Consider the following 23,529-nt stretch of genomic DNA (forward strand, 5'->3'; position numbering starts at 1 on the left):
TGTGGCTTCGTCTGGTGTGAATCGGAGTGCCTTGGAGTATGGCATGCGTTTACGGTTCCGAAACCACTGAGATTTATCGGATTTGTCCGTTTTTTGCGTAGGTGTGCGGAGGTTGGCTCAGAAGTGCAGGACCAGTGTCTTGAGCGGTGGATTGCCATCCTTGGAGGGAAAGTCATCGCCGGGCATCAGCACGCTCCATTCCCGCACCGGTCGACCGGCTTTGCTTGCGCAGCGCAACACCTGTTCGCGCCAGTCGTCCATGGAGACTTTCGCCAGGTTGTTGCAGCAGATCAGCACTCCGTCGTCGGCTGTGCTGAGCAACGCAGGCTTGAGCAGGCTCTGGTAATCGCGCAACAGGTCGACGGTGCCGAAGGCGCTCTTCGCCCACGCCGGTGGATCGAGCAGCACCAGGTCGTACTGGCGTTGTTCCAGGCGCACATAGCCGGGTAGTTTCTGCCCGCGTCGCTGGCTGACGGGCAGGCCGGCCAGTTGCCGGATCGCCGGGAAATAATCCGATTGCACGAATTCCATGGCCGGCAGGCCGGGGTTGAGCAGGCCGTTCTCCTGTCCCACCGCGAGGTTGCCTTCGGCAAAGTCCAGGTTACACACCTCCCGCGCGCCGCCGGCCGCAGCGCTCAGGCCGACACCGCAGGTATAGGCGAACAGGTTCAGCACGCTTTTGTTGCGGCTGTTTGCCTTGACCCAGCCACGGGCATTGCGCAGGTCCAGGAACAGAAGAGGGTCTTGTCCGGCGTGGCGCCCGCGGACGCGATAGTTCAGCCCCCATTCGTGGCCGACGAGATCCTGCAGGGCGGCCTCTTCGGCCTGATAGACGCTGTCCTGGCGGTCGATCCGCGAATTGCCCCGCGCACGGTCGTTGTAGACCAGCAGGGTGTCCAGGCCCAGGCGTTCGTTGACGATGCCGTGCAGTTGCAACAAGGCTTCGCGCTCCAGTGACTGGTGAAAGCTCTGCACCATCAGTTGCGGGCCGTAGCGATCGACGGTGAGTCCGGGAGCGCCTTCCTGGCTGCCATGGAACAGGCGATAGCAATCGGTGCCTTGCTGCTCCAGGTCGTCAAGCAGGTCCCGACGCTGATCGAGGGCGGCGCGCAGCGCCTGATTCAAGGAAGACATGCCAAGCGCGCCTTAAGGAAATGAGGCGCGAGAGTTTAACAGTTATGCAAACCCGGGTTGGCGATTGCATACGGATTCGAGGTCGGGCACCGACCTGTGGCGAGGGTGGCATTTGTGGCGAGGAGATTTATCCCCTCGCCACAGAAGATGCTCCTGCCACAGACAGATGCCCGAAGAGGGGCCGGGCTTCTGGGAGGCCAAGCCGGCTGACTCAGCGATTCAGGCGCTTGTCGATCAGCCCCTCCACCACGCTTGGGTCAGCCAGGGTCGAGGTATCGCCGAGGCTGTCCAGTTCGTTGCAGGCGATCTTGCGCAGGATGCGTCGCATGATCTTGCCCGACCGGGTCTTGGGCAGCGCCGGCGCCCATTGGATCAGTTCGGGCTTGGCGAAGCTGCCGATTTCCTTGCTGACATGGGCCAGCAGTTCCTTCTTAAGATCGTCGTTGGCTTCGACGCCGTTCATTGGCGTGACAAAGGCATAGATGCCCTGGCCCTTGAGGTCGTGGGGATAACCGACGACGGCCGCTTCGGCGATGCTGTCGTGCAGCACCAGGGCGCTTTCCACTTCGGCGGTGCCGATGCGGTGCCCGGAAACGTTGATGACGTCATCGATGCGTCCGGTGATCCAGTAATCGCCGTCTTCGTCGCGACGGGCGCCGTCGCCGGTGAAGTAATAGCCGGGGTAGGGCTTGAAGTAGGTGTCGACCATGCGCTGATGGTCCCTGTAGACGCTGCGGATCTGGCCAGGCCAGCTGGACTTGATGGCCAGCACGCCACTGCCCGGGCCATTGATCTCCTTGCCCGCTTCATCCAGCAGCACCGGTTGGACCCCGAACAGTGGCCGGGTCGCGCAGCCTGGCTTGAGTTTCTGTTGGCTCACCAGCGGGCTGAGCATGATGCCGCCGGTTTCGGTCTGCCACCAGGTATCGACAATCGGGCAACGTTGCTCGCCGACCTTGTTGAAATACCATTCCCACGCTTCCGGGTTGATCGGCTCACCGACGCTGCCGAGCAATCGCAAACTCTTGCGGGAAGTTTTCTGTAAGGGTTCGGCACCTTCGCGCATTAACGCGCGCAGAGCGGTGGGGGCGGTGTAGAAGATATTGACCTGATGCTTGTCGATCACCTGCCAGAAGCGCGAGCTGTCGGGGTAGCTCGGCACGCCTTCGAAGATCAGGGTGGTCGCGCCATTGGCCAGGGGGCCGTAGACGATATAACTGTGGCCGGTGACCCAGCCGACATCGGCGGTGCACCAGAACACCTCGTTGTCGCGGTAGTCCAGCACGTACCTGAAGGTCATGGCTGCTTGCAGCAGATAACCGCCAGTGGTGTGCAGCACACCCTTGGGTTTGCCGGTGCTGCCGGAGGTGTAGAGGATGAACAGCGGGTCTTCGGCATCCATCGGTTCGGGCGGGCAATCGTCGCTGGCATCGTGCATGGCCTGGTGGTACCAGATGTCGCGGCCATCGACCCAGCTTATCTCGGCCTGGGTGCGTTCGATCACCAGGACCGTGCTGACGTCGGGGCAGCTTTCCAGGGCTTTGTCGACATTGCGCTTGAGCGGTATGGCACGTCCTCCGCGCACGCCCTCGTCGGCGGTGATCACCGTGCGGCAATCGGCATCGAGTATCCGGTCGCGCAGCGAGTCCGGCGAAAAACCACCGAACACCACCGAGTGCACCGCGCCAATACGGGTGCAGGCGAGCATGGCATAGGCGGCCTCCGGGATCATCGGCATGTAGATGCACACCCTATCGCCTTTCTTCACGCCTCGGCTTTTCAACACATTGGCCAGGCGGCACACGTGATGATGGAGTTTTCGGTAGCTGATCTGCGCTGATTCGGCGGGGTTGTCGCCCTCCCAGATGATTGCAGTCTGGTCGGCACGGTGTTCAAGGTGACGGTCGATGCAGTTGGCGCTGACGTTCAGCTTGCCGCCAGCGAACCAGGTGGCGTCGCCGGCCTTGAGGTCGTAGCGCTGGACAGTCTGCCAAGGAGCCATCCAATCGAGGAAGCGGGTGGCCTGTTCAGCCCAGAAGGTGCTGGGGTGTTCGATGGATTCCTTGTAGAGCCGCTTGTATTGGTCCTGACTCAGTTGCGCAGCCTGGCGGACGGCATCGGCTTGAGGGAACTGGCTGATATCGAGCATGGCGGTTCCTTATTCTTGTTTTGCGACAAGTCATAAAGATGCGCCCAGTAGCCGGAGGGTTCAAGTCATGCACAAATGACTGTGGGAGCGAGTCTGCTCGCGATGGTAGATCAATCAACCTTCCATTGACTGACACACCGCCATCGCGAACAGGCTCGCTCCCACAGAGGGTAATGCAGGTCAACGACTCAGCCGCGGTGACGTCCGCGGAAGTAGCTGATCAGGCCTTGGGTCGAGGCATCCTCGGCCGGGCTTTCTTCGCTGCCCACCAGGCGGTTGTAGACGCCTTTGCCCAGTTCCTTGCCCAGTTCCACGCCCCACTGGTCGAAGGCATTGATGCCCCAGACCACGCTTTGCACGAACACCTTGTGTTCATACAGCGCCACCAGCGCGCCAAGGCGACGGGGGCTGATGCGTTCGACCACCAGGGTGTTGCTCGGACGGTTGCCCGGGATGACCTTGTGGGAGGCCAGTTTCTGCACTTCCTCTTCACTCGCACCCTTGTCCCGCAATTCGGCTTCTGCCTCGGCGCGGGTCTTGCCAAGCATCAGCGCCTGGCTCTGGGACAGGCAGTTGGCGTACAGCCACTGGTGATGGTCGGCCACCGGGTTGAAGCTGACCACCGGCACGATGAAGTCGGCCGGGATCAACTGGGTGCCCTGGTGCAGCAACTGGTGATAGGCGTGCTGGCCGTTGCAACCGACGCCACCCCAGATGACCGGGCCAGTGTCGGTGGACGCCGGCGTGCCGTCCTGGCGTACGCTCTTGCCGTTGGACTCCATGTCCAGTTGCTGCAGGTGTTTGGTGATGTTGCGCAAGTAGTGGTCGTACGGCAGGATCGCGTGGCTTTGCGCGCCCCAGAAATTGCCGTACCACACGCCGAGCAACGCCAGCAGGACCGGCATGTTCTGCTCGAACGAGGCGCTCTGGAAGTGCTGGTCCATGGAGTAGGCACCGGACAGCAGTTCCTTGAAGTTCGACATGCCGATGGCCAGGGCGATGGGCAAGCCGATGGCCGACCACAGCGAGTAGCGCCCGCCGACCCAGTCCCACATCGGGAAGATATTCTCTTCACGGATACCGAAGGCCACGGCGGCCGCGTTGTTGCTCGATACCGCGATAAAGTGCCGATACAGCTCGGCTTCGGAGCCGCCCTGGGCCAGGTACCAGGCACGGGCGGCCTGGGCGTTCTTCAGGGTCTCGAGGGTGTTGAAGGACTTCGACGAGACGATGAACAGGGTGGTCTCGGCGCGCAGCTTCATGGTCAGCTCATGGAATTCGCTGCCATCGATGTTCGCCAGGTAGTGGCAGCGAACGCCCTTCTGCGCGTAGGACAACAGCGCTTCGGATACCAGTTCCGGGCCGAGGAACGAACCGCCGATGCCAATGTTCACCACGTCGGTGATCGGTTTTTCGGTGTAGCCACGCCACAGCCCGTCGTGAATGCGGCCCACCAGGTCGGTGATCTGGTTGAGCACCTTGTGCACGTCAGGCATCACGTTGACGCCGTTCACCAGCAGTTTATCGCCCACCGGCCGGCGCAGGGCCGTGTGCAGGGCCGGGCGGTTTTCGGAGGCATTGACGATTTCGCCTTCGAACAGCGCCTTGATCGCGCCCTTGAGGTCGACTTCGTTGGCCAGGTTCACCAGCAGGTCGCGGGTCTGGGCGTTGATCAGGTTCTTCGAATAATCGAGAAACAGGCCGCAGCTCGACAGGGTGAATTGATTGAAACGCTGCGGATCGGCGTTGAACGCTTCGCGCATGCTGAAATCCTGCATGGCTTTGCGGTGGTCATTCAGCGCTTGCCAGGCGGGCAGAGCGGTCACGTCATGAGGGTTTCGGTAATACGCCATCGCTGCGGGTTTCCTTTTACTTGAACGACCTTTTGTACACTAAAAACTCCGGCAAGGCCCGAGGCGGGCGTCCGGACAACTGCGTCGACACGATCTCTGGGCGCAGGGCGACTACAGTAAACCTCGCGTTGCGATCTGTCTTGACTTTGTCTGACAGGATCCCGGTACTTTTTTATACAGCCAGGGTGGGAATTGGCCGACAGACGGAAGCGCGATGGGCGCTTCCTGGTGCTCTGGCTATCGAGGGGGCGGGATTGACGCTATCGCGAGCGAGCCCGTTCCCACAGGCAAGTCCATCGGTCAGGCGACCTGGACCGGGATGGCGTTGCTGGTGTGGCTCAGTTCGTTGCCCGGCGCCATGTACAACATGCGCGGTTTGAAATTGACCAGTTCGGCTTCGCTGTAGTGAGCATAGGCGCAGATGATGACGCGGTCACCGACCTTGGCCTTGTGCGCCGCGGCGCCGTTGACCGAAATCATCCGCGAGCCTTCCTCGCCACGAATGGCGTAGGTGGTGAAGCGCTCGCCATTGTCGACGTTGTAGATCTGGATCTGTTCGTATTCGCGGATTCCCGACAGGTCCAGCCATTCACCATCGATGGCGCAGGAGCCTTCGTAATCGAGCACGGCGTGAGTGACTTCGGCGCGGTGCAGCTTGGCCTTGAGCATGATCGTGTGCATGGAGTTTCCTAGGGTCGAGTCCGAACGGCGGGCAGTTTGCCCGAAGGCCACCGAGGCGGCAATAACGCTGGAAGGCCCCGTGGGAGCGGGTTTGCTCGCGGCAAGGCCGGCATCCTTCACGTTGATGTGACAGACATCGCATTGGCGGACAAGCTCGTTCCCACAGGGTGTGCGTTAGGGGTCAGACGGGGGAGTCGAGGTCCAGGTGCAGGTTGTCGATCAACCGTGTGCTGCCCAGGAATGCCGCTACCAGGATCACCAGGTCGCGATCCTCCCTCGATGCCGGGCGCAACGTCTTGGCGTGGCGCACTTCCAGGTAGTCGGGGCGCAGGCCGGCGGCTTCGAGTTGCTTGAGCTGCTCGGCGATCAACGCCGGGAAATCCCGCTGCCCCTGGCGGATCGCCTCGGCGATGTGGCTCAGGCTGCGGTAGACCACTGGCGCCACGGCGCGTTGCTCGGGGCTGAGGAAGCCGTTGCGCGATGAAAGCGCCAGGCCGTCTTCGGCCCGGACGGTCGGCTCGCCGATGATCTGGATCGGCATGTTCAGGTCGTGGACCAGCGCCCGGATCACCGCCAATTGCTGGAAGTCCTTCTGGCCGAATACCGCCAGGTCAGGCTGGACCATGTTGAACAGCTTGCTGACCACTGTCGCCACACCTTCGAAATGCCCGGGACGGCTGGCACCGCACAGGCCTTCGGACAATTGCGGAACGCTGACCCGGGTCTGTCCGGTCATGCCGTCGGGATACATCTCTTCCACGCTGGGGGCAAACAGCAAGTGGCAGCCGGCCTGCAGCAGCTTCTCCTGGTCTGCCGCCAGGGTGCGGGGATATTTGTCCAGGTCTTCGCCGGCACCGAATTGCAGCGGGTTGACGAAAATGCTCGCCACCACGAAATCGGCCCGCTGCGCTGCCTTGGTCACCAGTGCCATGTGGCCACTGTGCAGGTTGCCCATGGTGGGCACGAAGGCGATGCGTTTGCCTTCGCCGCGGGCACGGGCCACGGCGGCCCGCAGTTCACGTACGGTCTTGACGGTGTTCATGCGGAGAATCCGTGTTCGGCCCCAGGGAAGGTCCCGGCCTTGACTTGCGCCACGTAGTCAGCCAAGGCGGCCTGCACGCTGGTTTGCCCGACCATGAAGTTCTTCACGAACTTGGGCACGCGACCGGTGATCGACAGCCCGAGCATGTCGTGCAGCACCAGCACCTGGCCATCGGTGGCATTGCCGGCGCCGATGCCGATCACCGGGATCTTCACTGCCTGGGTAATCTCTTCGGCCAGCTCGCTGGGCACGCATTCGAGCAGCAACATCGCGGCGCCGGCCTGCTCCAGCGCAATGGCATCGGCACGCATCTGCCGCGCCTGGTTCTCGTTGCGACCCTGGACCTTGTAGCCACCGAGCACATTCACCGACTGCGGTGTCAGCCCCAGGTGTGCGCAGACCGGAATGCCTCGTTCGGCCAGCAGCCGGATCGACTCGGCCAGCCACAATGCACCTTCGACTTTCACCATGTGGGCGCCGGCCTGCATCAGCTGGGCGCTGTTGGTCATGGTCTGTTCCAGGGTGGCATAGGCCATGAACGGCAGGTCGGCGAGGATCAGCGCATCGGTGTTACCGCGTTTGACGCAAGCGACATGATAAGCCATGTCGGCGGTGGTGGCCGGCAGTGTGCTGTCGTGGCCTTGCAACACCATGCCGAGGGAATCGCCCACCAGTAGCACTTCGACACCGGCCTCGTTACAGGCGTGGGCGAACGTTGCGTCATAGCAGGTCAGCATGGCGATCTTTTCACCTTTTTGCTTGAGACCTTGCAGCGTGGTCAGGGTAATAGCTGGCATGAAAAAGTCCTCATTAGGCGCTCGATACAGGCGCACCCTCTATGCGTGGTGCTTGTAAGGCCTGGATTGCGCCCCTCAACGCCGCATTGGCGGCAACGGGACGCCTATAGTCGTGAGGAGCACCGGGGAAGTCAATTGGATGTGTTACCGCCAGGTGTTACCGGGGTTACTGATGCGTTTCAGCGTAGAGGTGTGTTTCGAATCTGACTGCCTGGTCCCGATCTTGTGGGGTAGCGAGCAGTCTCGCTCCCACTTGCAAGGTCTTCGTCAGGCAGGTGGCAGGCGCTCCAGGCCAACGAATGGGCACGCTGCGAGCAGGTCCGCGAGCAGGCGTCCATCGGCCAGCCGCAGATCGGCGGGAGCCAGTTCCGCCAGCGGATACAGGACGAAGGCCCGGGCATGCATATGGTAATGGGGGACCTTGAGACGCGGCTGGTCGATCAACTGGTCGCCATACAAGAGAATGTCCAGGTCCAGGGTCCGCGGGCCCCAGCGTTCCAGGCGCTCGCGGCCCTGGCCGGTTTCGATGGCTTGCAGCGCGTCGAGCAGCTCCAGCGGCGCGAGCGGGCTGTCCAGCGCCGCTACGGCGTTGGTGTAGCGCGGTTGGCCGGGTAGCAGGGAATCGCTCTGATAGAACGCCGAAACGCCCGCCAGTCGGGTGCCGGGCAATTGCGCCAGCGCCTGGACGGCACTGCGCAGTTGTTCGGCGGGTTCGGCCAGGTTGCTACCCATGCCGATATAGATGCGTTCCATCGATCAATCGCCCGATGCGCTCGGCACACCGGCGCGCTTGCGCTTGGCGCCGCTGCTGCGACGACGTTTGCGTGGGCCGCTGGCGCCGTCATCCTTGCCGCTGAGCTCACGAATCATATCGCGGCGCTCGCTGTCGTTGGCGTCCTGGTAGTCGGTCCACCATTCGCCCAGGCCATCGGTCTGCTCGCCCGCGCTTTCACGCAGCAGCAGGAAATCGTAGCCGGCGCGGAAGCGCGGGTTGTCCAGCAACAGGTCGGCGCGTTTGCCGCTGCGCCGTGGCAGGCGTTCCTGCATGTCCCAGATTTCGCGGATCGGCATTGTGAAACGCTTGGGAATCGCGATGCGCTGGCACTGTTCGCTGATGAGCTCGTGGGCGGCCTCCTGCATGGCCGGGATCGGTGGCATGCCCCGCTCCTGCAGACGCAGCACCCGGGCCGGGAGGGCCGGCCAGAGCAGCGCGGCGAACAGGAAGGCCGGGGTCACCGGTTTGTTCTGCTTGATGCGCAGGTCGGTGTTGATCAGTGCTTCGCTGATCAAGGTGTGGGTGTAGGTCGGATTGTGCTCCAGCGCCTCGGCACTGGCCGGGAACAGCGGATCGAACAGTTGCAGGTCCACCAGCATTTCGAAGGTGTCCGCCGCGTTGCCCGACAGAAACAGCTTGAGCACTTCCTCGAACAGGCGTGCCGAAGGAATTTCCCGCAGCATCGGCGCCAGGTCGCGAATCGGCGCGGCACTGTGTTTTTCGATACCGAAATCCAGCTTGGCCGCGAAACGCACTGCCCGCAACATCCGCACCGGATCTTCCTGGTAACGCTGCCGAGGATCGCCAATCAGGCGGATCAGGCGATTGCGGATGTCGTGTACGCCATTGGCGTAGTCGAGGATGCGCTCGCTGACCGGGTCGTAATACAAGGCGTTGATGGTGAAGTCGCGACGTTGCGCGTCTTCTTCCAGCGTGCCGTAGACATTATCGCGCAGGATGCGCCCGCTCTCGTTGCGGGAAGACTGGTTGCTGTCCTCTTCCTCTTCGTTTTGCGGGTGATTGGCGCGAAAAGTCGCGACTTCGATGATTTCACGACCGAAATGGATATGGACCAGCTTGAAGCGCCGGCCAATGATGCGCGCGTTACGAAACTCGGCCCGGATCTGTTCCGGCGTGGCGCTGGTCGCCACGTCGAAATCCTTCGGGGTGATGTTGAGCAGCATGTCGCGCACGCACCCGCCAACCAGATAAGCCTGGTAGCCGGCGCCCTGCAGGCGTTCGACGATGTTCACCGCATAACGGCTGAACTGGGCCTTTTGCAGCGAGTGCTGGCTGCTGTTGAGCACTTCAGGCGTGCTGCGAATGTGTTGCGTACGACGCAAGGGAGAACGGAATGACTGGAACAGCTTCTTCAGCATGGGATGCACTGTTTGAAGGAATATTCGACCAAAAACGAAGAATGGCCGCATGATGGGCGGGGATTCTAGCATTTAGTCGGAGGATGGTGTAGGACACAGCAGTTTTGAGCTGCAAGCTACAAGTGGCAAGCCCTGTAGGCTTCATGGAAGGGGAATGTCAGAAACCACAAGGGGAGCCGAAGCTCCCCCAGAATTAGTTGCGTGCTCTGTTTTTATTATGGTTTTCGGGCTTCTTGTTTTTGTGAGTGCCCTCGCCACGAGGTTTCCCTTCGTGACCCTCCCAATCGGGAGCCAAGAGCAAACGGATTGCTTTGGTCGCTGAGTTGCAGTGATCGATCGATCCAACCAGTTCAGGCAGCTGTCTTGAGACAGTTTTTATTGTTCTCGGCCTGGTTGTGGGGCAAGCCCCAAATACAACGCCTCTCCAAAAGAATCAGTTAGCTGCGCCTCTCGCCGTCTTGTTTTTATTGTGCGTGAGTCGATTCGTCTTATTTTTATTGTCTTGTGCATTGCTTGTTATTGTTCTTGTACCAAAGCTATAGCAGGGTGCGTGCCAACTTTTGTGAGGCCCAGGAAAACCGGGAGGTTGAAGGGCTAGGCCATTTTTTCAAGACGAAAAAAAGCCGGGATTTCGTTACCGTAAACCCCGGCTTCTGTTACGTGAAAAAGCTGAGGTAACAGTTTTTTCACATAGGTATACCTTTCAGCTTCCGCTGTGGGAGCTGGCTCAGCTCTCGCTGGCCACGCCGGTCTTGCGCCGTGGAATGCCCAGGCGCTGGCGCCGTTCCCACAGGCACTTGCGGCTCACACCCAGCTTGCGAGCCAGTTCGGTCTCGGTCATATGGTCCTGGTGCTCCAGGACGAAATGCTGGAAATAGTCTTCCAGGGAAAGGTCCTCGGTGGGCTCATGGCTGGTATTGTTGGCAGCGTTACCCTGTTGCGGGGCCAGGCCGATGAATTCTTCGTCGTCCATATCGCTGAGCTCGATGTCGATGCCCAGCAGGTCGGCGGAGATTTCCGGGCTTTCGCACAGGATCACCGCCCGCTCCACTGCGTTTTCCAATTCTCGAACGTTACCCGGCCAGGCGTAATGACGAATGGCCTGTTCGGCGTCCGGGGCGAACTTCAAGTCGGTGCGGTTGACTCGCGCACTTTGGCGGGCGAGGAAGGCATTGGCGATTTCGTTGACGTCCGCGCCCCGTTCGCGCAGAGCCGGCAGTTTCAGCGCGATGACATGCAAGCGGTAATACAGGTCTTCACGGAACTGGCCGATCTTTGCCAGGCTCTTGAGGTCCCGGTGGGTCGCTGCGATCAGGCGTACATCGACTTTCTGCGACTGCACCGACCCGACCCGACGGATCTCGCCTTCCTGAAGCACCCGCAGCAAACGTGCCTGGGCTTCCAAAGGCAGTTCGCCGATTTCATCGAGGAACAGTGTGCCGCCATCCGCGGCTTCCACCAGGCCGGCGCGTCCGGCGCTGGCGCCAGTGAATGCACCTTTCTCGTGCCCGAACAACTCGGACTCGATCAGGCTTTCCGGGATTGCTGCGCAGTTCACCGAGATCATCGGTGCCTTGGCCCGGCGAGACAGGTTGTGCAGGGCGCGGGCCACCAACTCCTTGCCGGTACCGGATTCGCCCTGGATCAGGACGTTGGAGTCGGTCGGCGCCACTTTGCGGATCTTGACGTATAGGTCCTGCATTGGAGGGCAGGAGCCGATGATGCCGATTTCACCGTTGGCATTGCCGGCGACCGTTTTCGCAGAAGTCGCGGCTTTACCGTTCGTCGGTTCTACCGGATTGTTGGCCGCCGTCTGTCGGTCACGCAGGATCCGGGCCACGGCCTGGAGCATTTCATCGTGGTCGAACGGCTTGGCGATGTAGTCCACCGCACCCATTTTCATGGAATCGACCGCCGAGCGCAGGCTGGCGTAGCTGGTCATGATCAGCACCGGAGTGCCCTGGCCGAGCTTGATCAGTTCGGTGCCGGGGGCGCCGGGCAGGCGCAGGTCGCTGACGATCAGGTCAAACGTGGGAATGCTGAAACGCTCTTGTGCTTCCTGCACGGAACCGGCTTCGCTGACCTGGTACTGGTTGCGTTCCAGCAGGCGGCGCAAGGCGGAGCGGATAATTGTTTCGTCTTCGACGATCAAAATGTGCGGCATTGATTCGATTCTCTCGACGGTCTCAGTTCACAGCGGACGTCGCTTCGACATGACGCGGCAAGGTTACCCGAATACGGGTGCCGCGCTGGCTTTGAACATCGGCCGGGCTGTCGATGGTGATTTGTCCATAATGCTCTTCAACGATGGAATAGACCAGTGCGAGGCCCAGTCCGGTGCCTTCGCCAGGATCCTTGGTGGTGAAGAAGGGTTCGAATAATCGATCCATGATGTTCTGTGGGATACCGCTGCCTTCGTCTTCGACGATCAGATCGATCGTGTGTTCGCTGGCTTCGCTCTTGACTCGCACGGCGCTGCCGGCAGGCGAGGCGTCGCGCGCGTTGGACAACAGGTTGATCAGCACCTGGGCGAGCCGCTGGGGATCGCCGTCGACCCAGTGGTCCGGGTCGCACAGGTTGAAGAACTGCACTTCGAAATTGCGCCGGTTGAGGGCCAGCAGACCAATCGCATCCTGGGCCACTTCGGCCAGGCAGACGGGCTCATCGTTGTGCTGGTGGCCGCCGGCATGGGCGAAGCTCATCAGCGATTGGACGATACGCGACACGCGTCGGGTCTGTTCGAGGATCTGGCTGCTGATTTCCGTGAGTTCGGCATCGTCCTCGCGCTCTTCGCGCAGGTTCTGCGCCAGGCAGGCGATGCCGGTGATCGGGTTGCCGATTTCGTGCGCCACGCCGGCGGCGAGCCGGCCGATGCTTGCCAGTCGCTCGGAGTGGACCAGCTTGTCTTCGAGCATCTGGGTATCGGTCAGGTCTTCGACCAGTAACACCAGGCCGCTGTTGCCGGGCGCCAGCGGCTCATCGATGGCGGCTTTGTGAAGGTTCAACCAGCGGGTCTGGCCATCGAGGGCCAGGTGCTGCTTGTGCAAGTGTTCGTCCGGAAGGTCGATGAAACCCTGCAACAGGCCTTTCCAGGGTTCGCCCAGGGTGCTCAGCCGCGAACCGACCACGCGCTGGGCGGCGATCCCGGTCAATTCTTCCATGGCCTTGTTCCACATCAGAATTTCCTGGTCCTTGGCCAGGGAACACACGCCCATCGGCAGTTCCTGCAGGGTCTGGCGGTGATAACGACGCAGGGCGTCCAGTTCGGCGGCAAGGCCCGTCAGGCGCGAGTGGTAGTCTTCGAGGCGGCTTTCAATGAAGTGGATGTCCTCGGTGACATAGTTTTCCCCGCCCGCCTTGTAGGGCAGGAAGGTCTCGACCATGTCCTGGGCCACGCTGGGGCCCATCAGGCCGGACAGGTTGGCTTCGATGCGGTCGCGCAGGCGGCGCAGGGCATAGGGGCGGCGTTCGTCGAAGGGCAGGTACAGGTCGCGCAGGGCTTGTTCGACTTCCTTCTGAGCAGCCTTGGCACCCAGGGGCTTGGCCAGTTGCGTGGCGAACTCCTGGGGCGAGGCGGCGTGCAGTTCGCGGCGCTGTGGGCGGCGGACGTTATCCACGGCGCAGGCTTCGGCGGCGCTGGCCTCTTCGCTGCTGGCGTTGGTGAACAGGGAGATCAAGGTGAACATCAGTACGTTCGCCGCCAGCGAGGCGATGGCCGCCATGTGCCAGCTGGTGTCGTCGAGCACGTAGATCATGTTCAGCAGGGGGATGTAGAAACCCTGCAAATTGCCCAGCAACGGCAGCAGCATGGCGACCAGCCAGACCAGGATGCCCGCCAGCAGGCCGGCGATGAAGCCGCGACGGTTGGCGGTGGGCCAATACAGCACCGACAGCACACCCGGCAGGAACTGCAGGGTGGCGACGAAGGCGACGATGCCCAGGTTGGCCAGGTCCTGTCCGTCCCCCAGCATCAGGTAGAACCCGTAGCCGGCCATGATGATCGCCACGATCAGTGCCCGCCGGGTCCATTTCAGCCAGCGATAGATATTGCCTTCGGCCGGCGGCTGGTAAAGCGGCAGCACCAGATGGTTGAGGGCCATCCCCGACAGTGCCAGGGTGGTCACGATGATCAGCCCGCTGGCCGCCGACAACCCGCCGATATACGCCAGCAAGGCCAGGGCCGGGCTGTTGGCGGCGATGCCGATGCCCAGGGTGAAGTACTCGGGATTGGTGCTGGCTCCCAGTTTCAATCCGGCCCAGAGAATCAGCGGCACTGCCAGGCTCATCAACAGCAGGAACAGTGGCAGGCCCCAGCTTGCGCTTACCAGTGAGCGCGGGTTGAGGTTCTCGGTGAAGGTCATGTGGTACATGTGCGGCATCACGATCGCCGAGGCGAAGAACACCAGCAGCAGCGTGCGCCATGGACCTTCCTGCAAGGGCGTGTGCAGCGCGGCGAGGGCAGTCTGGTTCTGCAGCAGCCAGAGTTCGAGCTGTTGCGGGCCATCGAACACGCCGTACAGGGCATAGAGGCCGACCCCGCCGATGGCGATCAGCTTGATCACCGACTCGAAGGCGATGGCGAACACCAGGCCTTCGTGCTTTTCCCGGGTGGCGATATGCCGGGAGCCGAAGAAAATGGTGAACAGGATGATCAGGACACAGAAGCTCAACGCTACCCGGTGCTGCACCGGCTCGTGGGTAAGGATGCTGATGGAATCGGCCACGGCCTGCATCTGCAGGGCCAGCAAGGGCAGCACGCCCACCAGCATGAAGATCGTGGTGAGCGCGCCGGCCCAGGTACTGCGAAATCGAAAGGCGAACAGGTCGGCCAGGGAGGACAGTTGGTAGGTGCGGGTGATCTTCAGGATCGGATAAAGCAGCACCGGCGCCAGCAGGAACGCGCCCGACACACCGAGGTAGCTCGACAGGAAGCCGTAGCCGTACTGGTAGGCCAGCCCGACCGTGCCATAGAACGCCCATGCACTGGCGTAGACGCCCAGCGACAGGGTGTAGGTCAGCGGGTGGCGGATGATCGCCCGGGGAATCATGCCCCGTTCACTGATCCAGGCCACGCCGAACAGCACCGCCAGGTAGGCTGCGCTGATCAGGATCATCTGGGTCAGGCTAAAGCTCATCGGCATCTTTTTGGCTCTGCAGGATGAAGGTCACGACGATCAGGATCAGCCAGAGCAGATAAGGCCGATACCAGGCGCCCGTGGCATCGATCCACCAATCCATGATGGCCGGGGAGAAAAGGTAGATCCCCACTACCAGGAGCAGGACCAAGCGATAGATGTACATCCCGGCCTCTCTTTTTTAAGCGCGTGCCCGAAAACGTGCGGCGATGGTAACGGATGGGTGCCAGGCTGCAAGAGCCGTCAGCGTATTTGCGCTTCGGGCAGGGTCAGTGTGCGCGGGATCTTGCCTGCGTCCCAGTGGCCAATGCCCCAATCCAGCAGTTCCCGGGGGCTGGCGTCGACCAGTTCCGCGGGCGGTTGTTGACCTAGCGCCCGCAACGCCCGCAGCAGCAGCGGCGCGGCCTGGTCCGCCGCCAGCGGTGGCGAACGATAGGATTTGCCGAGCTTGTGCCCGTCCGGCTGAGTGATCAACGGCACGTGCAGGTAACGCGGCTGCGGCAGTCCGAGCAATTCCTGCAGGTATAGCTGGCGTGGCGTGGAATCCAGCAGGTCGGCGCCACGCACGATGTCGGTCACCCCTTGCCAGGCATCGTCCAGGACCACCGCCAATTGATAAGCATGGAGCCCGTCGCGACGACGGATCACGAAATCCCCCACCTCGCGGCCCAGGTGTTGGCGGAACGGACCTTGTACCCGGTCGGTGAAATGATATTCGAGCTCCGGTACCCGCAAGCGGATCGCGGCATCGGCGGTGTCGTGCCCGGCGTTGCGACACAACCCCGGATAAACACCCTGATAAGCCTCCAGTTGTTTGCGCGAGCAGGTGCAGGCATAGGCGAGGCCCTGGCTGAACAGGCGATTGATGACCTGATCGTAGGCTTCATGGCGTTCGCTCTGGCGAACCATCTCGCCGTCCCATTCGAAACCGTAGGCCTCCAGGGCCTTGAGAATCGCCGCCTGTGCGCCAGGCTCTTCCCTGGGCGGGTCGAGGTCTTCCATGCGCAACAGCCAGCGCCCACCCACGGACCGGGCGTCCAGGTAAGAAGCCAGCGCAGCGACCAGCGAACCGAAATGCAGATGGCCACTCGGGGTAGGGGCGAAGCGGCCGATGTAGGCAGAGGTGGCGGTCATGGGAATGGTTACTGTTGTTTAAGTCAGGCATGGCCTTGTTGCGAGGGGATTTTATCCCCGTTGGGTCGCGAAGCGGCCCCATCCAGACGGCACGGCCTTCTCGGTTTCGGGTTTCAGGGCTGTTTCGCAGCCCAACGGGGATAAAATCCCTCGCCACAAAATGCCAGGCCTCGTTATCCCGTATTCAAGCCAGAAACAAAAAACGGAGCGTGTGGACGCTCCGTTTTCATGACAGCCCGGGCAATTACTTGCCGACCTGTTTTTCCTTGATTTCCGCCAGGGTCTTGCAGTCGATGCACAGGTCGGCGGTCGGGCGGGCTTCCAGTCGGCGGATGCCGATCTCGATGCCGCAGGACTCGCACCAGCCGTATTCTTCGTCCTCGATCAGTTGCAGCGTCTTGTCGATCTTCTTGATCAACTTGCGTTCACGATCACGGGCGCGCAGTTCGAGGCTGAATTCTTCTTCCTGGCTGGCACGGTCGGCCGGGTCGGGGAAGTTGGCCGCTTCGTCTTTCATATGGTCCACGGTGCGGTCGACTTCCTGCATCAGGTCCTGTTTCCACTTGTTCAGGATCCTGGTGAAGTGCGCGCGCATGGGAGCGCCCATGTACTCTTCGCCCTCTTTAGGGACATAAGGCTCAAACCCGCTGAGCGACTGGTTCTGATTTTGCTTTGCTTGGGTGGGCATGAATGGACCGCCTCTACTCTTGTAATCCACTACGCAGGATTGCTCCATCACCGACACCTGCCGGCCCTGCGGCTGCAAGCGGGCGAACTTACCAGATCGAATCGGGCCGCGCTACTCCCGGTTGTCGAGCCTGCGGTGCGTGGGGCTTGCAGGAACTGGCCGGGGGCGGTGCGGTGAAGTGGTAATCCTGCTCAATGCTTGATTCTAGTCAAGCCTGGGTCAATCGCCGGACTCATTTCTTGCGACAGGGCTCTGACAGCTTTGGGTTCGCGCTCGTTCCCGGGTTGGGTAGAATCGGTTCTTTTTCCTTTGCAAGGAAGGCCAATGGCTCAGCCCTACAGTGCGCGTAGCCGCGCCATCGAACCGTTCCACGTCATGGCACTGCTGGCCCGGGCCAACGAACTGCAGGCCAGCGGCCACGATGTCATCCACCTGGAGATTGGCGAGCCGGATTTCACCACCGCCGAGCCGATCATCCAGGCTGGCCAGGCCGCGCTGGCGGCGGGCAAGACCCGCTACACCGCGGCCCGTGGGATCCCCGAGCTGCGCGAAGCCATCGCCGGTTTCTATGGGCAGCGCTATGGCGTACAGATCGATCCCCGGCGCATCCTGGTCACCCCGGGCGGCTCCGGCGCATTGTTGCTGGCCAGTGCCTTGCTGGTGGATCCGGGCAAGCATTGGCTGCTGGCCGATCCCGGCTATCCCTGCAATCGTCATTTCCTGCGGTTGGTGGAGGGGGCGGCGCAGTTGGTTCCGGTGGGGCCGGAGGTGCGGTACCAGCTGACGCCTGACCTGGTGAACCGTCACTGGGACCAGGACAGTGTCGGCGCACTGGTGGCCTCGCCGGCCAACCCTACCGGGACGATCCTCACCCGGGACGAGCTGGCCGGACTGTCCAGGGCCATCAAGGGGCACAATGGTCATTTGGTGGTGGACGAGATCTACCACGGCCTGACCTACGGCACCGATGCCGCCAGCGTGCTGGAGGTCGACGACGAGGCCTTTGTCCTGAACAGTTTTTCCAAGTATTTCGGCATGACCGGCTGGCGACTTGGCTGGCTGGTGGCTCCTCTGGCCGCTGTCGGGGAGCTGGAAAAGCTCGCGCAGAATCTCTACATCAGCGCACCAAGCATGGCCCAGCACGCCGCCCTGGCCTGTTTCGAGCCGGCCACCATCGAGATTTTCGAGCAGCGCCGGGCCGAGTTCGCACTGCGTCGCGACTTTCTGCTGCCGGCCTTGCGTGAGCTGGGCTTCGGCATCGCGGTCGAGCCGCAGGGCGCATTCTACCTCTACGCCGATATCAGCGCGTTCGGTGGCGATGCCTTTGCTTTCTGCCAGCATTTCCTGGAAACCGAACACGTGGCGTTTACGCCGGGGCTGGATTTCGGCCGCCATCAGGCCGGGCACCATGTGCGTTTCGCCTACACCCAGAGCTTGCCGCGCTTGCAGGAAGCGGTGGAGCGTATCGCGCGCGGGCTTCGGAGCTGGCAAGGCTGATGCGTTTTTCTCCTGCACTCGAAGAAGGCCGGTTGATCCGACGTTACAAGCGTTTTCTCGCCGATATCGAAACCGCCGACGGCGAGCAATTGACCATTCACTGTCCCAACACCGGTTCGATGCTCAACTGCATGTCGCCAGGCGCGCGCGTCTGGTTCAGCCGTTCCAGCGACCCCAAGCGCAAGTTGCCCGGCACCTGGGAAATCGGCGAAACCCCTCAGGGCAGGCTGGCCTGCATCAATACGGCGCGGGCCAATGCCTTGGTCGAAGAAGCGCTGCGTGCCGGCGTGATCAGTGAGCTGAACGGCTTTGTCGGGTTGAAACGTGAAGTGGCTTACGGTGTGGAGAACAGCCGCATCGATTTTCGCCTGGACTATGAGCTCGGCTCGGCCTGGGTCGAAGTCAAGAGTGTCACCTTGGGGTTCGATGGAACGGATGTCGCCGCGTTTCCCGATGCGGTGACCCAGCGCGGGGCACGACACCTGCGAGAACTGGCGGGCCTGGCCCGGCAGGGCGTGCGTGCGGTGCAGCTGTATTGTGTGAACCTGAGTGGCATCCAGGCCGTGCGTCCTGCGGGGGAGATCGACCCGCTATACGCGGCCGCGCTTCGCGAGGCCGTGGCGGCGGGAGTGGAGGTGTTGGCTTATGGGGTCACGTTGACGCCCGAGCAGATGTGGGTGGATCGTCCGCTGCCGGTGCTGCTCGAGCCGCTACAGCTTGACCCAGATGCCTTGCTCGTCCTCCCGGCACTCTAGAGCGACCAGGAACTGGCCGGCACAAGGGCCGGCCACGCACTCGCCGCTTTCGATCAGAAACAGGGCGCCATGGGTGGCGCATTGGATCAGGCTGGCGCTGGGGTCGAGGAACTGGTCGGGTTGCCATTCCAGTGGCACGCCGCGATGCGGGCAGCGGTTGAAATACGCATGGACCTGGCCCGCGCGACGTACCGCTAGCACCTTTCGCCCATCGATGTCGAAACCGCGACTACTGTTGTCAGGTAGTTCGACGGCGCTGCAAAGAAACTTCATGGATGTCCTGATATTTCATGGCGAATGGAACCTGTCTTGAACGCGAGTCTCGGAGCGCTTGACGGTCAAATGAAAACAATTATCAAATGGCGCTTCCTTCGCAGCAGTGAGGATACTTGGCCTGACGGGTCTGTGCCCGCACCTGCGAACAACTTCTTTGAGGAAGCTGCCTGATGCGCCTGAATATCCGCGTTGCCGTACTGTTTGCTGCGTTACTGGCCAGCCAGTGGGCCAGTGCAGCGCAGGCGCCACAGCGCTGGGTCAGTGCCGGTGGCGCATTGTCTGAGTGGGTGAGTGCGCTGGGAGGGGAGTCGAAGCTGGTTGGCGTGGACACCACCAGCCAGCACCCCGAATCCCTGCGCGCGCTACCCAGCATCGGCTACCAGCGGCAGTTATCGGCAGAGGGTGTGCTGAGCCTGCGGCCACAGATCCTGGTGGGCACCGAGGAAATGGGCCCGCCGCCTGTATTGGCACAGATTCGCAGCGCCGGGGTGCAGGTCGAACTGTTCTCGGCAACCCCTGACGTCCCGACCCTCAAGGAAAACCTGTCACATCTGGGCCGTTTGCTGGGCGCCGAGGCCAAGGCTGAGCAGTTGTTCCAGCAATATCAAGAACAGCTTGCGGTGCAAAAAGAGCGAGTGTCCCAGGCTCAACTCAAGCAAAAGGCGCCCGGCGTGCTGCTGTTGGTGGGGCACTCGGGAGGCAAGCCATTGGTCGCTGGCAAAGGCACTGCTGCCGATTGGCTGTTGCAACAGGCCGGAGGCCAGAACCTGGCGACCCACAGCGGTTACAAGCCGTTTTCGGTGGAGACCCTGGCCAGTCTGAATCCTGAAGTATTGGTGTTCGCCGATCGAGTGCTCAGTGGCGAAGAAGCCCGTGTGGCGCTGTTCAAGGAAAATCCGATTCTCGCCTCGACCCGTGCCGCCAGGGACGGGCGTGTGATCGAGCTCGACCCGACCTTGCTGGTCGGCGGGTTGGGCCCACGCTTGCCGCAAAGCCTGGCAGCCCTGGCCGCCAGGTTCTATCCCGGGCTGGTCGAGACACAATGAGGCCGCAGGTCCAGCCGCGCGTCCTGTTCATCGGCCTGAGTCTGTTGTGTCTATTGGCGATCTGGCTGTCACTGGCCCTGGGGCCGGTAAGCCTGCCGTTGCTCGATACCGGGCGTGCCGCCTTGCATCTGATGGGGTTGCCGGTGGCTGCCGACAACCTGGAGCAGGCTGAACTGATCCTTGGCCAGATCCGTTTGCCGCGCACGTTGCTGGGCCTGGCGACAGGGGGGGTACTGGCCTTGTCCGGCGTGGCGATGCAGGGGTTGTTCCGCAACCCGCTGGCGGACCCGGGACTGGTCGGAGTGTCCAGCGGCGCGGCGCTGGGCGCTGCATTCGCCATTGTCGGCGGGGCCGTGATGGGCGGGCTGCCCGAAGCGTTCGGCCCCTATGTATTGTCGCTGTGTGCGTTTCTCGGTGGGCTTGGTGTCACAGCACTGGTCTATCGCCTGGGCCGACGCAACGGCCAGACTCACGTCGCTACGATGCTGCTGGCCGGCATTGCCCTGACCGCGCTATCGGCTTCGGCCGTCGGCCTGTTCACCTACCTGGCGGATGACGCGACCCTGCGCACCCTGACCTTCTGGAACCTGGGCAGCCTCAATGGTGCCAGTTATGCGCGGTTGTGGCCGTTGTTGCTGGTCTGCGCTGGCGTCGTGGCCTGGCTGCCACGTCGGGCCCGGGCCCTCAATGCCCTGTTGCTGGGAGAGTCCGAGGCTGCTCACCTGGGGATCGACGTCGAGCGACTCAAGCGCGAACTGGTGTTCTGCACCGCCCTGGGCGTTGGCGCGGCAGTGGCGGCAGCGGGCATGATCGGTTTTGTCGGGCTCGTGGTACCGCACCTGGTGCGCCTGATAGCCGGCCCTGATCATCGCATCCTGCTGCCGGCCTCAGTACTGGCGGGTGGCAGCCTGTTGCTGTTGGCCGATCTGGTGGCGCGCCTGGCACTGGCTCCGGCGGAATTGCCGATCGGCATTGTCACGGCGTTCATCGGCGCGCCGTTCTTCCTTTATCTATTGGTGCGAGGGCGTGCCTGATGCTGCGCGCGCAGAACCTGCACATTCATCGTGGCCGGAAAACCGTATTGGCCGGCGTTGACCTGGCGCTTGAGTGCGGCGAGGTGCTTGGGGTACTCGGCCCCAATGGCGCGGGCAAAAGCACGTTGCTGGCGGGCCTGTGTGGCGAGTTGCGTCCCAGCCAGGGGCAGGTCTGGCTCGATGAACGGCCCCTGTCCCAGTGGGACGGCTCCGAACGTGCCCGTCGCCTGGCGGTATTGCCGCAGTCGTCGACCCTGGATTTCGCGTTCCGGGTGGAAGAGGTGGTCGGCATGGGCCGCTTGCCGCATCGCAGCGGTCGGGTGCGCGATGGACAAATCGTGGCCTCGGCGCTGCAAGCCGCCGACGCCGCGCATCTGCATGGCCGCAGTTACCTGGCATTGTCCGGGGGCGAGCGCCAGCGGGTGCATCTGGCGCGGGTGCTTGCGCAGTTGTGGCCGGGAGAGGCGGGACAAACCTTGCTGCTGGACGAACCGACCTCAATGCTCGATCCGCTGCACCAGCATACGATCCTGCAGGCGGTGCGTGAATTCGCCGATCGCGGCGCTGCCGTGCTGGTGATTCTGCATGACCTGAATCTGGCGGCGCGTTACTGTGATCGCCTGTTGTTGCTTGCGTCCGGCCGTCCGGTGGCGCTGGATACACCGCAACATGTGCTGCGCCCGGAAACGCTCAAGGCGGTATTCGGCCTGGAAGTGCTGGTACAACCCCATCCGGAGCGCGGGCACCCATTGATCATCGCCCGCTGAAGGGCTCAATGAGGATGCAGCTTGTGCGCCTGATCCTGATTCTATTGCTGAGTGTATTGTCAGCCTGCCAAAGCATCTCGCCACCCCCGGTCGCCGGGCGTATTCGCGATCTGCACACAGGCCAGGCCGTCACGCCCCAGGCGTTGGTCGAACAGTTGGCGATGGCACCGCGGTTGATCGTGGGGGAGCGACACGACAATCAGGATCACCACGCCTTGCAAGAATGGTTGCTCCAGGCCCTCGGCGCACAACGGCCTCAAGGCAGCCTGTTGCTGGAAATGCTGACACCGGAACAACAGCCGCGGGTCAATGCGGTGCGCAAGTCATCGGTATTGCCTGAGGATTTGCCAGCCGCGCTGGGTTGGTCGCCCGGCTGGGACTGGAATCTGTATGGACCGGTAGTGACGTTTGCGCTGGCTCAACCCTATCCACTGCTGGCCGCCAACCTGGACACCGTCGAAATCCAGCGCTTTTACAAGCAGGCACCGGGCCTCACTGGGCCTCGCTCCAACGCGGCGGTTGTGAAAGACGAACTGCTGGGACAGATCAGGGAATCCCATTGTGGCTTGTTGCCGGAGTCGCAGATGCCGGCGATGCTGGCTGTCCAGCAGCAACGTGACAGGCGCATGGCCGAGCGATTGCTGCAGGCGCCGACGCCTGCATTATTGCTGGCTGGCGCCTGGCATGGCCGCAAGGACGTCGGCGTGCCGCTGCACACGCTGGATCTCGGCGCGGCAGAAGCGCCGCGGGTGCTGATGCTGGCCGAGGAGGGCAGCGAGGTGACGTCGGCCATGGCGGATTACGTGTGGTACACACCCGCCACGCCACCGGTGGACTACTGCGCGCAGATGCGCGGAGAGTCGTAGGCGCGAGCACCTGTTTCCGGCAGGCAAAAAAAGACCCGGCAAGAGCCGGGTCGAATAACCGTGATTAGCCTGATGAGGAGATATCTGAGAGTCCGAACCAAGGGCTGTTCAAATATCGACCAGTCTCGCGACCGGATGTGGTAATCATAGCGATTCTCATTACCAAGTCAAACTTTCTTTTCCTGAACCTTCGAAATAATCCGAGCGACATGCCGGGTGCCGCCAGCCAAGTGGTTCGATCAGGCTTTGTGACGTGTCGAAATAGCATCCAGCTGTTGGTTCAGGGCCTCCTTGCGTTCGGCGGGGATGTCGTTCCAGTGCACATCCATCAAGGCCCCCTCGATGGCGTACAGCAATACCTTCGAGGCTCGGAATCCACGAGTGCGCACGGCGCGGTAGGCATCGACCGCGCCGAGCCGACGCAGATCGGAAGCACTGTGGATACCCACGGCGTGCAGCCACTGGGCCGATGTCTTGCCCAGATTTTTCAGATGTTGCAGTTCATCATTCATCGAGCCTCC

Annotated in this window: 21 protein-coding genes; 6 read left to right on the forward strand and 15 right to left on the reverse strand. The window is 62.2% G+C overall.

The genetic code is table 11. The annotated features are described in order from the left end of the window. Positions 1 to 117 precede the first annotated feature (117 nt). From BW992_RS11510 to dksA, 13 genes are all read right to left on the reverse strand, one after another. Positions 118 to 1,134: a class I SAM-dependent rRNA methyltransferase gene (locus tag BW992_RS11510; protein WP_072398630.1), complete on the reverse strand. Its 1,017-nt coding sequence runs from the start codon at positions 1,132 to 1,134 to the stop codon at positions 118 to 120. 211 nt (positions 1,135 to 1,345) lie between these two features. Beyond that, the gene (gene acs / locus BW992_RS11515) at positions 1,346 to 3,283 is read right to left on the reverse strand and encodes an acetate--CoA ligase (RefSeq protein WP_072398631.1); all 1,938 of its coding nucleotides are present in this window, start codon (positions 3,281 to 3,283) and stop codon (positions 1,346 to 1,348) included. A gap of 188 nt (positions 3,284 to 3,471) precedes the next feature. Next, positions 3,472 to 5,136 (reverse strand): glucose-6-phosphate isomerase, encoded by a 1,665-nt coding sequence (pgi, locus tag BW992_RS11520; RefSeq protein WP_076406244.1) that lies wholly within the window; start codon positions 5,134 to 5,136, stop codon positions 3,472 to 3,474. 300 nt (positions 5,137 to 5,436) lie between these two features. Next, entirely contained in the window at positions 5,437 to 5,817 is a 381-nt protein-coding gene (gene panD / locus BW992_RS11525) for an aspartate 1-decarboxylase (RefSeq protein ID WP_072398633.1), read from the reverse strand. Between the two features lie 181 nt (positions 5,818 to 5,998). Continuing rightward, positions 5,999 to 6,859 (reverse strand): pantoate--beta-alanine ligase, encoded by an 861-nt coding sequence (gene panC / locus BW992_RS11530; protein ID WP_076406249.1) that lies wholly within the window; start codon positions 6,857 to 6,859, stop codon positions 5,999 to 6,001. Further along, positions 6,856 to 7,656, reverse strand: a complete 801-nt coding sequence (panB, locus tag BW992_RS11535) for a 3-methyl-2-oxobutanoate hydroxymethyltransferase (RefSeq protein WP_076406251.1) — start codon at positions 7,654 to 7,656, stop codon at positions 6,856 to 6,858. The genes panC and panB overlap by 4 nt, the downstream gene beginning before the upstream one ends. Positions 7,657 to 7,923: 267 nt before the next feature. Continuing rightward, positions 7,924 to 8,409, reverse strand: a complete 486-nt coding sequence (folK, locus tag BW992_RS11540) for a 2-amino-4-hydroxy-6-hydroxymethyldihydropteridine diphosphokinase (RefSeq protein ID WP_072398636.1) — start codon at positions 8,407 to 8,409, stop codon at positions 7,924 to 7,926. 3 nt (positions 8,410 to 8,412) lie between these two features. Continuing rightward, a complete protein-coding gene (locus BW992_RS11545) occupies positions 8,413 to 9,810 on the reverse strand; it encodes a polynucleotide adenylyltransferase PcnB (protein ID WP_072398637.1) in 1,398 nt (465 codons plus the stop codon). A 727-nt stretch (positions 9,811 to 10,537) separates the two neighbouring features. Beyond that, complete coding sequence (locus BW992_RS11550) at positions 10,538 to 11,974, reverse strand: sigma-54-dependent transcriptional regulator (protein WP_076406253.1); 1,437 nt, start codon at positions 11,972 to 11,974, stop codon at positions 10,538 to 10,540. Between the two features lie 22 nt (positions 11,975 to 11,996). Further along, a complete protein-coding gene (locus tag BW992_RS11555) occupies positions 11,997 to 14,951 on the reverse strand; it encodes a sensor histidine kinase (protein ID WP_165887275.1) in 2,955 nt (984 codons plus the stop codon). After that, complete coding sequence (locus BW992_RS26900; protein WP_003176118.1) at positions 14,935 to 15,111, reverse strand: hypothetical protein; 177 nt, start codon at positions 15,109 to 15,111, stop codon at positions 14,935 to 14,937. Before BW992_RS26900 ends, BW992_RS11555 begins: the two co-directional genes overlap by 17 nt. A 77-nt stretch (positions 15,112 to 15,188) precedes the next feature. After that, complete coding sequence (gene gluQRS / locus BW992_RS11560; RefSeq protein WP_072459664.1) at positions 15,189 to 16,079, reverse strand: tRNA glutamyl-Q(34) synthetase GluQRS; 891 nt, start codon at positions 16,077 to 16,079, stop codon at positions 15,189 to 15,191. A 244-nt stretch (positions 16,080 to 16,323) separates the two neighbouring features. After that, positions 16,324 to 16,767, reverse strand: a complete 444-nt coding sequence (gene dksA, locus BW992_RS11565; protein WP_072398641.1) for an RNA polymerase-binding protein DksA — start codon at positions 16,765 to 16,767, stop codon at positions 16,324 to 16,326. Between the two features lie 324 nt (positions 16,768 to 17,091). Here dksA and BW992_RS11570 point away from each other — a divergent pair, with 324 nt between their 5' ends. Beyond that, positions 17,092 to 18,264: a pyridoxal phosphate-dependent aminotransferase gene (locus tag BW992_RS11570; RefSeq protein ID WP_072398642.1), complete on the forward strand. Its 1,173-nt coding sequence runs from the start codon at positions 17,092 to 17,094 to the stop codon at positions 18,262 to 18,264. Next, positions 18,264 to 19,019 (forward strand): DNA/RNA nuclease SfsA, encoded by a 756-nt coding sequence (gene sfsA / locus BW992_RS11575; protein WP_072459665.1) that lies wholly within the window; start codon positions 18,264 to 18,266, stop codon positions 19,017 to 19,019. Before BW992_RS11570 ends, sfsA begins: the two co-directional genes overlap by 1 nt. Here sfsA and BW992_RS11580 read toward each other — a convergent pair. Further along, a complete protein-coding gene (locus BW992_RS11580; protein ID WP_072398644.1) occupies positions 18,975 to 19,292 on the reverse strand; it encodes a Rieske (2Fe-2S) protein in 318 nt (105 codons plus the stop codon). The two genes, sfsA and BW992_RS11580, sit on opposite strands and share 45 nt — an antisense overlap. A gap of 173 nt (positions 19,293 to 19,465) precedes the next feature. On the opposite strand from BW992_RS11580, the gene BW992_RS11585 reads away from it, so the two are divergent. Genes BW992_RS11585 through BW992_RS11600 form a run of 4 tightly spaced genes read left to right on the forward strand, consistent with a single transcriptional unit; the run spans position 19,466 to position 23,008 of the window. Beyond that, the gene (locus tag BW992_RS11585) at positions 19,466 to 20,341 is read left to right on the forward strand and encodes a heme/hemin ABC transporter substrate-binding protein (RefSeq protein WP_072398645.1); all 876 of its coding nucleotides are present in this window, start codon (positions 19,466 to 19,468) and stop codon (positions 20,339 to 20,341) included. Then, the gene (locus tag BW992_RS11590) at positions 20,338 to 21,375 is read left to right on the forward strand and encodes a FecCD family ABC transporter permease (RefSeq protein ID WP_072398646.1); all 1,038 of its coding nucleotides are present in this window, start codon (positions 20,338 to 20,340) and stop codon (positions 21,373 to 21,375) included. The genes BW992_RS11585 and BW992_RS11590 overlap by 4 nt, the downstream gene beginning before the upstream one ends. Continuing rightward, on the forward strand, positions 21,375 to 22,142 hold the full coding sequence (locus BW992_RS11595; RefSeq protein WP_072398647.1) for a heme ABC transporter ATP-binding protein: 768 nt from the start codon (positions 21,375 to 21,377) through the stop codon (positions 22,140 to 22,142). Before BW992_RS11590 ends, BW992_RS11595 begins: the two co-directional genes overlap by 1 nt. 14 nt (positions 22,143 to 22,156) lie before the next feature. Beyond that, positions 22,157 to 23,008, forward strand: a complete 852-nt coding sequence (locus BW992_RS11600; RefSeq protein WP_072431981.1) for a ChaN family lipoprotein — start codon at positions 22,157 to 22,159, stop codon at positions 23,006 to 23,008. Positions 23,009 to 23,247: 239 nt separating this feature from the next. Here BW992_RS11600 and BW992_RS11605 read toward each other — a convergent pair whose 3' ends face one another. After that, complete coding sequence (locus BW992_RS11605; RefSeq protein WP_072398649.1) at positions 23,248 to 23,520, reverse strand: TfoX/Sxy family protein; 273 nt, start codon at positions 23,518 to 23,520, stop codon at positions 23,248 to 23,250. Positions 23,521 to 23,529: the final 9 nt, after the last annotated feature.

This window comes from Pseudomonas sp. 7SR1, assembly GCF_900156465.1.
In the GTDB taxonomy this organism is placed as follows: Bacteria; Pseudomonadota; Gammaproteobacteria; order Pseudomonadales; family Pseudomonadaceae; genus Aquipseudomonas.